The sequence below is a fragment of the Mycobacterium colombiense genome (assembly GCF_003284975.1).
Classification (GTDB): Bacteria; Actinomycetota; Actinomycetes; order Mycobacteriales; family Mycobacteriaceae; genus Mycobacterium; species Mycobacterium europaeum_A.
This window is the reverse complement of sequence record NZ_QMEU01000128.1, coordinates 1-10,975: the sequence shown is the minus strand read 5'-3', so window position 1 is coordinate 10,975 and position 10,975 is coordinate 1. Positions and strand designations below refer to the sequence as shown.

Genomic DNA, 10,975 nt, shown 5'->3' with positions numbered 1-10,975 from the left:
GCACCACCCGCTGCTGCGAGGGACCGTTGGGCGCGGTCAACCCGTTGGAAGCACCGTCCTGATTGACCGCCGAGCCGCGCACCACCGCCAGCACCGGGTGCCCCAGCCGCTGCGCGTCCGACAGGCGCTCCACCACCAGCATGCCGCCGCCCTCGGAGAATCCGGTGCCGTCGGCCGCACCCGCGTAGGCCTTGCACCGACCGTCCTCGGACAGCCCGCGCATGCGGCTGAACTCCACGAAGATGTCGGGGGTGGCGTTGACGGTGACGCCGCCGGCCAGGGCCAGGTCGCACTCCCCCGAACGCAGCGACTGCACGGCCATGTGCAGCGCCACCAACGACGACGAACACGCCGTGTCCACCGACACCGCCGGGCCCTCCAGCCCCAGCACATAGGACACCCGCCCCGACGCCACGCTCGACGACTGCCCGGTCAGCCGGAAGCCCTCGGCGGTCGGTGCCGCGCCCATCCCGTAGCCCTGCGTGTATACGCCGGCGAACATTCCGGTGGCGCTGCCGCGGAGCTTGCCGGGGTCGATTCCCGCTCGCTCCAACGCTTCCCACGACAACTCCAGGAACATGCGCTGCTGCGGATCCATCGCCAGCGCCTCGCTGGGCGCGATGCCGAAGAAGCCCGGATCGAAGTCCGCGACGCCGTCGACGAAGCCGCCGGTGCGGGTGTAGCAGGTGCCCGGCACGTCGGGATCCGGGTTGTACACGCCGGCCAGGTCCCAGCCGCGATCGGTCGGGAAGTCCGAGAGCACGTCGCGGCCCTCGGTCAGCATGTCCCACAGGTCGTCCGGCGAAGTCACCCCACCGGGATAACGGCAGGCCATGCCGACGATCACGATCGGGTCGTCGTCGGTGGCGCGCGCGACCGTGGCGTGCTTGATTTCCTGCGGGAGCCCGGCGAGCTCGGTGCGGATGTAGCCGGCCAGTCCGTTGGGCGTCGGATAGTCGAAGATCAAGGTCGGCGAAAGCGCCAGTCCGGTAGCGGTTTTGAGCCGGTTGCGCATTTCGACCGCGGTCAGCGAGTCGAAGCCCAACTCTTGGAACGCCTTGTCGGGATCGATCGCCTCGGGGGTGGTGTTGCCCAGCACGGTGGCGATGTGCGAGCGCACCAGATCCAGCAGGACCGCGTGCTGCTCCGCTTCGGACAATCCGTCCAGACGATGCGCCAGCGCCGATTTCGATTTCGCCGCGGCCAGCGAGTCGTCGACCCGGCGGCGTGTCGGGGCGTTGACCAGATCGGTGAACATCGGCGGCATCGCGACCGCATGGGCCCGCAGCGCGCCGAGATCGATGCAGGCCGGCGCCAGGAACGGCTCGTCGACGATCAATGCGGTGTCGAACAGTTCCATCGCCTCATCCGAGGACAGCGCCAAGATCCCGTCGCGGCCCAGCCGGGCGAGGTCGGCGGCGTCCAGTCCGCCGGTCATGGCGCTGGCCTGATCCCACAGCCCCCAGGCCAGCGAGATCCCCGGCAACCCGTGCGCCCGCCGGTGTGCCGCCAACCCGTCCAGGAACGCGTTCGCCGCCCCGTAGTTGCCCTGGCCCGACGAGCCCACCAGGCCGGCCATCGACGAAAACATCACGAAGGCTGACAGATTCAGGTCGCGGGTCAACTCGTGCAAGTTCCACGCCGTGTCGACCTTGGCCCGCAACACCGCGTCGACACGCTCCGGTGTCAGCGAGGTGATCGTCGCGTCGCCCAGCACGCCGGCCGCGTGGATCACGCCCGACAGCGGCCGCTGCGCCGAAATGTCGGCAATCACCTCCGCCAGCGCCGCCCGATCGGCGGCGTCGCAGGCCACCGCACGCGCGCGGGCTCCGGCGGCTTGCAGCTCGGCGATCAACTCGGCGGACCCGGGGGCGTCCGGACCGCGCCGGCTCAGCAGCACCAGGTCTTCGACGCCGTGGTTGGCCACCAGGTGACGGGCCAGCGTCGAACCCGCCATGCCGGTGCCGCCGGTGATGAGCACGGTGCCCGCACCCAGCCCAGAAGGCAGAGTCATGACGACCTTGCCGATGTGGCGGGCCTGGCTCAGGTAACGCAGCGCGGTGCGGGCGCGCCGCACGTCAAAGGTTGTGACGGGCAACGGTTTCAGCACCCCGGCGTCGAACAGCCCGGCGAGCTCGTCCATCCACTGATGCATCCGCGGACGGCCGGGCTCGAACAGGTCGAAGGCGCGGTAGCGGACACCCGGGTAGTCCTGGGCCACCACACCCGGGTCGCGGATGTCGGTCTTGCCCATCTCCAGGAACACGCCGCCGGGAGCGACGAGCCGCAGTGAGGCGTCGACGAATTCACCGGCCAGCGAGTCCAGCACCACATCCATCCCGGCCATGCCGGTCACCGCCCGGAACTTCTCCTCGAACTCGAGGCTGCGCGAATCCGCGATGTGGTCGTCGTCGAAGCCCATGGCCCGCAATGTGTCCCACTTGCCGCGGCTCGCGGTCGCGAACACCTCCAGGCCCAAGTGCCGGCCCAGCTGAACCGCGGCCATGCCCACGCCACCGGCGGCGGCGTGCACCAACACCCGCTGCCCGGGCTTGACGTCGGCCAGGTGGATGAAGGCCATGTAGGCGGTGGTGAAAACGGCTGAGATGCCGGCCGCTTCGGCATAAGACCAATCGGCGGGCTTGTGCTGCAACAGGCGGACGTCACCGGGCACCAACGTGCCGCTGCCGTCGGGGAAGAAGCCGTAGACCGAATCGCCGACCGCGAACTCGGTGACTCCCGGCCCGACCTCGACGACTACGCCGGCGCCTTCGCCACCGAGCAGGGCGTCGTGGGTGAACATGCCCAGGGTGATCATGACGTCGCGGAAGTTGGTGGCGATGGCGCGCAGCGCCACCCGGACCTGGCCCGGTTCCAGCGCGGCACCGGCGTTGGGAACGGGCTCGAGCTGTAGGTTTTCGAAGGTTCCCGCGCTGCTGATGCCCAGCCGCCAGGGCCCGTCGGCCGGGGGCGTCATGATCGCGTCGACCGCGCGGCTGCCGCGCACCCGCGCGGTGTACGCCTTGCCGTCACGCAGCAACACCGCGGGTTCGCCGACGGCCAGAACGGTCGCTATCGCTTTATCGTCAAGCGCCGCATCGGAATCCACCAGCACGATGCGGCCGGGATGCTCGGTCTGCGCCGACCGCACGAGCCCCCATACCGCGGCACCGGCCAGATCCGGAACGTCCTCCTCCGGCAATCCCATCGCGCCCCGGGTCGCGACGATCAGCACCCCGGAGTCGCGCTCGGTCAGCCACGCCTGCACGGCGGCCAACGCCCGATGGGTGCGCTCATATGTTCCGGACACCGGATCTTCGCCGGCGGCAACGGATTCGAAAACCTCGTGGACCGACGGCTCGGTGTTACCGGCCGTGGTCGCGGCCGGTGACCACACCGCCTCGAACAGCCGATCCGGGCCCGAGGCCGACACGGCCGCGCGCAGCTGCCGCTCGCTCACCGGACGCGCGACCATCGCGCGCACCGAGAGCACCGGCAAGCCCAATCCGTCGGCCAGCTCGATCGAGACCGCCCTGGACAGGGTCGAAGCGGACTCCGGCGCCGATGCCGGGGCGATCCGCACGCGCACCGCCAACGCGCCCGCCGCATGCAACGACACGCCCTCCCAGGAGAACGGCAACACCACTTCGTCGGTCTGGCCGGCTACCTGGTGACTGACCACCAGTGCGTGCATGGCCGCATCCAGCAAGGCCGGGTGGACACCGAACCCGTTGACGCCGCCGGCGGCATCGGGCAGACGCACCTCGCCGAACACCTCGTCGTCGCGGATCCACGTCGCGGTCAGGCCCTGGAAGGCCGGGCCGTAGCCATAGCCGCGCGCCGCCAACCGCTCGTAGCCGTCGGCCGCGTCGACCTTGACGGCTCCCACCGGCGGCCAGGCCGACAGGTCCGCACCCGGCTCGACTGAGCCGGGGCTCAGCGTTCCTTCGGCGTGGCACACCCAGCCCGAGGCGGTGTCGGGCCGCGAGAAGATCGACACCGCGCGCTGACCGGACTCTTCGTCGGGACCCACCACCACTTGCACGGCGACCGATCCCAAGCCGGAATCCTTGTCGGGCAACATCATCGGCGCCTGCAGCGTGAGTTCGTCGACCGTCGAACAGCCCACTTCGTCGCCGGCGCGAATCGCCAGTTCCACGAAGCCGGATCCGGGGAAAACGACCGTGCCGGACACGGCGTGATCGGTCAGCCAGCCCTGCAGACTCGGCGACAAGCGGCCCGTCAGGACGACCCCGCCCGAGGCAGGCAGCTCGACGACCGCGCTCAACAAGGGGTGCTCGCTGGTGCCGAGCCCCAGGCCCGACGCGTCAGCCGAGATGCCCTCCCCGGAGAGCCAAAACCGCCGCCGGTCAAAGGCATACGTAGGTAGCTCGACGAAGCCCGCGCCGTCCAGCGCGCCGCGCCACTGCACGCTAACCCCCGCGACGAACGCGGTGGCGGCCGAACTCAGGAATCGTTCGAGTCCCCCGTCCTCGCGGCCCAGGGTGGGGATGACGATGGCCTCGGTGTCGCCCGGCAGGCTGTCGTTGGCGGTGTCTTCGATGCCGGCGACCAAGGCGGGGTGTGGACTGGATTCGATGAATGTGCGGTATCCGTGTTCGCAGGCGCTGCGGACCGCCTGGTCGAACTGCACGGTCTGCCGGATGTTGCGGTACCAGTACTCGGCGTCCAGTCCGGCTGTGTCCAAACGGTTTCCGGTCACCGTGGAGAAGAACGCGACGCGCGTGGAGCGCGGTTCGATGCCGGACAGCACCTCGGCGAGGTCGGTGCGGATCGCCTCGACCTCAACCGAGTGCGAGGCGTAGTCCACGTCGATGCGCCGGGTCCGCAGCTCGAGGTCGGCGCAGAAGCCGACGAGCTCGTCGAGCGCGGCCACCTCGCCCGACACCACGACGGCCGAGCGGCCGTTGACGGCGGCGATGCTGACCCGATTCCCATACGGCGCCAACAACTCCCGCGCCCGCTCGGTGCTGCACGCGATGGACAGCATGCCGCCGGGGCCGGCCAGTGACGTCAGCAGCTTGCTGCGCAACGTGACCACCCGGGCGGCGTCGCGCAGCGACAGCGCGCCGGCGACGTAGGCGGCCGCGATCTCCCCTTGCGAATGGCCGATCACCGCGTCGGGGTTTACCCCGATCGACTTCCACAGCTCGGCCAGCGACACCATCACCGCGAAGAGCACCGGCTGCACGACGTCGACGCGGTCCAGGCCCGGAGCGTCGGGCGCGCCGCGAAGCACGTCGGTCAGCGTCCAGTCGACGAATTCGGCGAAGGCATGTTCGCACTCCCGGATCTGCTGTGCGAATACCGGTGCGGTGTCCAGCAATTCGATCGCCATGCCCAGCCATTGGGAGCCCTGGCCGGGGAAGACGAACACCGTCTTGCCCGCCGGTGTCGCGGTGCCCCGGATGACCGATCCGGTCGGGTCGTCGTTGGCCAGCTCGTCCAGCCCGGCCAGCAGCCGGTCGCGGTCACCGCCCACCACGACGGCCCGGTGCTCGAACGTCGCGCGGCCCGCCAATGACCACCCGATGTCGGCGACGGCCAGATCATCGTGCGCGCGAACGTATTCGGCCAACCGGGCCGCCTGCGCGGCCAACGCCGACGTGGACTTCGCCGACACCGCCCACGGGACCACCGCCCGCGCCGGGCCGGCCTCCCGCACCGGTTCGGCCGGGGCGGCCTCGACGATGACGTGCGCGTTGGTGCCGCTGATACCGAACGACGACACGCCCGCCCGGCGCGGACGCTCGCCCGGCCAGGGTTGTGCCTCGGTCAGCAACGACACCGCACCCGCCGACCAGTCCACGTGCGGGCTCGGCTCATCGACATGCAGCGTCGCGGGCAACATCTCGTGGCGCATCGCTAGGACCATCTTGATGACGCCGGCCACCCCGGCGGCGGCCTGCGTATGGCCCATGTTCGACTTGATCGACCCCAGCCACAGTGGCTGTTTCCCGGGCTCGGCCCTCTCTTGCCCATAGGTCGCCAACAGCGCCTGAGCCTCGATCGGGTCACCCAAAGTGGTCCCCGTGCCGTGCCCCTCGACGACGTCGACGTCGGCCGCCGACAAACCCGCGTTGGCCAGCGCGGCACGCACCACCCGCTGCTGCGAGGGACCGTTGGGCGCGGTCAACCCGTTGGAAGCACCGTCCTGATTGACCGCCGAGCCGCGCACCACCGCCAGCACCGGGTGCCCCAGCCGCTGCGCGTCCGACAGGCGCTCCACCACCAGCATGGCGCCGCCCTCGGACCAGCCGACGCCGTCGGCCGCACCCGCGTAGGCCTTACACCGCCCGTCGGGCGCCAGGCCGCGGTGCCGGCTGAACTCCACGAAGACGGTCGGAGTGGCGTTCACCGTCGCGCCGCCGGCCAGGGCCAGGTCACACTCCCCCGAACGCAGCGACTGCACGGCCATGTGCAGCGCCACCAACGACGACGAACACGCCGTGTCCACCGACACCGCCGGGCCCTCCAGCCCCAGCACATAGGACACCCGCCCCGAGGCGACACTGGAGGTCATCCCGGTCAGGCGGTAACCCTCGATCTCCTCGGCGAGCATGCCGTAGCCCTGAACGATGAGCCCAGCGAACACCCCGGTGGCGCTGCCACGCAGGCCGCTGGGGTCAATCCCGGCTCGCTCCAACGCTTCCCACGACAGTTCGAGCAGCATCCGATGCTGAGGATCCATCGCCAACGCCTCGCTGGGCGCGATGCCGAAGAAGCCCGGATCGAAGTCCGCGACGCCGTCGACGAAGCCGCCGGTTTTCACATAGCACTTGTGCCGCGCGTCGGGGTCCGGGTCGTACAGGGCCGCCACGTCCCAGCCGCGGTCGGTGGGAAACTCCGAGATCACGTCGCGGCCGTCGGCGACCATGTGCCACAGCGCCTCCGGGCTGTCCACGCCGCCCGGGAAGCGGCAGGACATACCGACGATCGCGATCGGCTCGTTGGACCGCTCCAGCAGCGCGCGGTTGGTGCGCTTTAAGCGCTCAACCTGGACCAGCGCTTTGCGCAGCGCTTCGGTCGCATGCTGGAGTTGATCAACCATCACAAACCTCGCCTAACCTTCGCCTGACGACGTGCGGCCGTCTTCCACCGCCGGGTGCGGTTCTCGCCGAGTCACGGAATTTGCTGCACGAGGCGACGCCGTTTCCCGTTCGACCAGCGTCGTGCCGCTCTCCGACCCAAGAATATTGCTGGTGAGTATGGCCAACTCCGACAGGATTTCAAAACGTCCGCTGCTCCCGACTGCTACGGGAGGACCGGCCTGGACAGTTGCGCCGCGCCGCGCAAAGAAGATGTGACACGAGGTGCCCGGTGTGCTCGCTGGACAGCGGTGCGTTGTAAACATGGCCCGACGTCCATGGCGCGACTGTACCCGGCCAGCCATAGCCGGTGGTCAGGCGCATGTCGGGAAATGTCCCGGCGCGGCGCCGGTCACGGCCGGTCCGGTGCCAACGAAAGAGTCACACACCCGCTCGGCGCCAGCCGTCGGCGGCCCTGGCGGCTTGGATCAGGGTGTCGCATAACCGGCGCAGCTCGGGGGCCCCGGCGCCTTCGTCCACGGCGGTGGCGACATCCTCGGCCGCGCAGCGCACCTGGTAGACGCGATCCGACAGGTCGGCCGCTTCGTCGGCCGACAGCACCACCGCGTCCTCGGGGACGGCCGCCACGCCGTTGCGGTTCAGCGACGCCCGTTGCTCGTACGCCCGCTGCCGGCACGACTGCCGGCAGTATTGGCGACGGCGGCCCATTCCCGCGTCGGTGACGTCTCGACCGCACCAGCGACAGGGCTGCGGGCGGGTGCGGCGGCTCACGCCTGCCGACTTTAGTCGGGTTTTCCCGGCGATCCCGGTATCATTGAAGGTCGCGTCGCGTATGCCGGCTCCGGCCGGGGAACTGTGCGGATGATCGCAGCGTTTGCTAGATGAAGAGTTTGCACTGAACGCAGTAAGGGAGCCGGAGAGCTCCGAGAAGACCTGAAGGAGTAGCAGCCATGGCTGATCGCGTACTGAGAGGCAGTCGCCTCGGGGCCGTGAGCTACGAGACTGACCGCAACCACGACCTGGCGCCGCGTCAGCTCGCGAAGTACCGCACCGAGAACGGCGAGGAGTTCGAGGTTCCCTTCGCCGACGACGCCGAGATCCCCGGCACCTGGCTGTGCCGCAACGGCCTGGAAGGCACGCTGATCGAGGGCGACCTGCCCGAGCCGAAGAAGGTGAAGCCGCCGCGGACGCACTGGGACATGTTGCTGGAGCGCCGCTCCGTCGAGGAGCTCGAAGAGCTGCTCAAGGAGCGCCTCGAGATCATCAAGACCCGCCGTCGCGGCTGAGCCACCGATTCAGTCGGGGCCGGCCCGCAGACTAGCGAACTAGCTGCGGTTGTCGGCCCTGCTGGTCCGGGCCCCCGACCGCCGGCCCTGGACACCCCAGCGGGTGACCTTGACCAGGGCCTCGCGGATGTTCGACCCACTCATCTTGGACACGCCGAGCTCGCGCTCGGTGAAGGTGATGGGCACCTCGGTAATGGTGAAGCCGTTGCAGATGGTGCGCCAGGTCAGATCGATCTGGAAGCAGTAGCCCTTGGAGTCGACGCCGTCGAGGTCGATCGCCTCGAGCACTTCGCGGCGGTAGGCGCGGTAACCGGCGGTGATGTCGTGCACGCCGATGCCGAGCGCCAGGCGGGCATAGGTGTTCGCCGTCCAGGACAGCGCCCAGCGCCGCCACGGCCAGTTGCGTACCGTTCCACCGTCCACGTAGCGCGAGCCGATGGCCAGATCGGCCCCGGCGTCGACGGCGTCCAGCAGGCGGTGCAGCTGCTCGGGCGCGTGGCTGCCGTCGGCGTCCATCTCGACCAGCACCGAATAGTCACGGCTCAAGCCCCAGGCGAAGCCCGCCAGATACGCCGCGCCCAGGCCATCCTTGGCGGTGCGGTGCATGACGTGCGTGCGTCCCGCATCACCGGCCGCCAGCTCCTCGGCGAGCTGGCCGGTGCCGTCGGGGCTGCTGTCGTCCACCACGAGCAGGTGCACGTGCGGGCAGGCCTCTTTGAGCCGCCGGTGGATCACCGGAAGGTTCTCCTGCTCGTTGTAGGTGGGGATGATCACCAAGACGCGCTGGCTGGGACGGTTGCCCGGAACCTGGGGCGCCGGCTGGCCGGTGGTCATGTAGCTCCTCTGTGTCGCCCGAATTCGAAAAAGTCGGCCGTCCTGGTCGGACGGAGTGTGGTCAGTCGCCGTCGTTTGCCGGCGTGCGGTCCCGGGGGTCGGGCGCAGTGTCCGGGTCGTGCTGGTCGGGCGGGGGTTCGCCCGGGGTGGCACCGGCCCCTGTCGATCGACGTGTGGACCGCAGACGTGTCGAACGCGGGAACCATCCATTCTGCCGTATCCCGGCCAGAATGACCGCCCCGGCCGCCAGGACCATGGCCCACTGCAGCAGCGGTCCCCAGCGAGTGGCCGGCGTCAGCCTGGTTTTGAGGCGCACCTGCATGTCCAGATACGCGGGCTGGAAGAAGTCGGTGCGCGCCAACTCGCCGCCGTCGGGGGCGAGGACGGCGCTGATCCCGGTGGTGCCGGCCACCACCACGTACCGGTCGTGTTCGACGGCCCGGACCTTGGCGAATGCCAGCTGCTGCTCACTCATCCTCTTGTTGAAGGTGGCGTTGTTGGCCGGCACGGCCAGCAGTTGGGCACCGCCGAGCACCGCTTGTCGCGGCACCCGGTCGAAGATCACTTCCCAACAAGTGGCGACGCCCAGGGGCACCCCTGCGATGTGCACCACATCGGGGCCCCGGCGGGGCACGAAGCTTCCGGCTCGGTCCGCGTAGCCGGACAGGTGCTTGAACAGCCACGGCATCGGCAGGTATTCGCCGAATGGCTGCACGATCTCCTTGTCATGGCGATCGGCCGGGCCCGTTGCCGGATTCCACACGATCATGGTGTTGGTGTAGTTCGGATCCTGCGGGGGACGCCCCGGCACCTCGAGCACGCTGCCGATCAGGATCGGCGCGCCGATGGCCGCCGCCGCCTGGGATATCTGCAGCGCGGCGTCGCCGTTGACCAGCGGGTCGATGTCCGACGAGTCCTCCGGCCAGAGCACGAATTGCGGTTGCGGGGCGGCCCCGGCGCGCACGTCGTCGGCCAGCCGCAGGGTCTCCCGGACGTGGTTGTCCAGCACCGCCCGCCGCTGTTCGTTGAATTCGAAGCCCAGCCGCGGCACGTTGCCCTGCACAGCCGCGACGGTGACCGACGGCTCGCCGCCCGACCCCGTACCGGCGTGGCGCACCTGCGGCCAGACGATGAGCGACGCGAAGAGCACCAGGCAGATGCAGACGCCGGGCACCACCACCGCGGGCGGCGCGGGATCGGGGTGCCCCGGTTCGTCGGCGCCGCCGGCGGGGCGCGCAGCGGGGTGGCCTAAGTGCCACCACTTCACGATCTCGAGCGCGATGGCCGTCGCGCTGAAGCCGACCAGCATGATCGCCATGGACAGCAGCGCCACGCCGCCGAGCTGGACCAGTGGCAGGAAGGGACCGTGCGTCTGACCGAATGCGACCGAACCCCAGGGAAAGCCGCCGAACGGGACGGCCGACTTGAGCCATTCCTGAGCGGCCCAGATCAGCGCGAACCAGATGGGCCAGCCGGGCAGCCGGCGCACGGTGACGGCGCACAGTCCGAACAGGGCGGGAAACAGCGCCGATACGGTGGCCAGCGCGACCCATGGGACGGGGCCGACCAGCAGACCGACCCACGGAAGCAGCGGCAGGTAGAACGCCAGCCCGAACAGGAAGGTGTAACCCAGGCCGCCCGCCGGCGTGGTCGCGGGGTGCGTCAGCACCCACCCCAGCAACGCGGCGGCCACCACGGCCGCCCACCACCAGTTCAGCGACGGGAAGCTGGCACAGAGGAGCAGGCCGCCCGCGATGGCGCAACTGAGCCGGGTCAGGCGGGGCA

The 10,975-nt window shown here is 69.9% G+C and carries 4 protein-coding genes and 1 pseudogene; 1 reads left to right on the top strand and 4 read right to left on the bottom strand.

Features of this window, described 5'->3' with window-relative positions:
• Positions 1-7,072, bottom strand: a 7,072-nt coding sequence (locus DQP58_RS23705) for a type I polyketide synthase (RefSeq protein ID WP_114149367.1), incomplete at its 3' end; no start/stop codon positions are given.
• 418 nt (positions 7,073-7,490) lie between these two features.
• The gene (locus DQP58_RS23700) at positions 7,491-7,841 is read right to left on the bottom strand and encodes a hypothetical protein (protein ID WP_112710585.1); all 351 of its coding nucleotides are present in this window, start codon (positions 7,839-7,841) and stop codon (positions 7,491-7,493) included.
• A 179-nt stretch (positions 7,842-8,020) separates the two neighbouring features.
• On the opposite strand from DQP58_RS23700, the gene DQP58_RS23695 reads away from it, so the two are divergent.
• Positions 8,021-8,356: an RNA polymerase-binding protein RbpA gene (locus tag DQP58_RS23695; RefSeq protein ID WP_007770897.1), complete on the top strand. Its 336-nt coding sequence runs from the start codon at positions 8,021-8,023 to the stop codon at positions 8,354-8,356.
• A gap of 39 nt (positions 8,357-8,395) precedes the next feature.
• Here the strand turns inward: DQP58_RS23695 and DQP58_RS23690 are convergent.
• Positions 8,396-9,217 (bottom strand): annotated as a pseudogene (locus DQP58_RS23690) (polyprenol monophosphomannose synthase); the annotation flags it as partial.
• A 34-nt stretch (positions 9,218-9,251) separates the two neighbouring features.
• Positions 9,252-10,967: an apolipoprotein N-acyltransferase gene (gene lnt, locus DQP58_RS23685; protein WP_240630093.1), complete on the bottom strand. Its 1,716-nt coding sequence runs from the start codon at positions 10,965-10,967 to the stop codon at positions 9,252-9,254.
• Positions 10,968-10,975: the final 8 nt, after the last annotated feature.

Coding starts and splice junctions, on each gene's coding strand:
- DQP58_RS23695 (WP_007770897.1), top strand. CDS start 8,021: ATGGCTGATCGCGTACTGAGAGGCAGTCGCCTCGGGGCCGTGAGCTAC.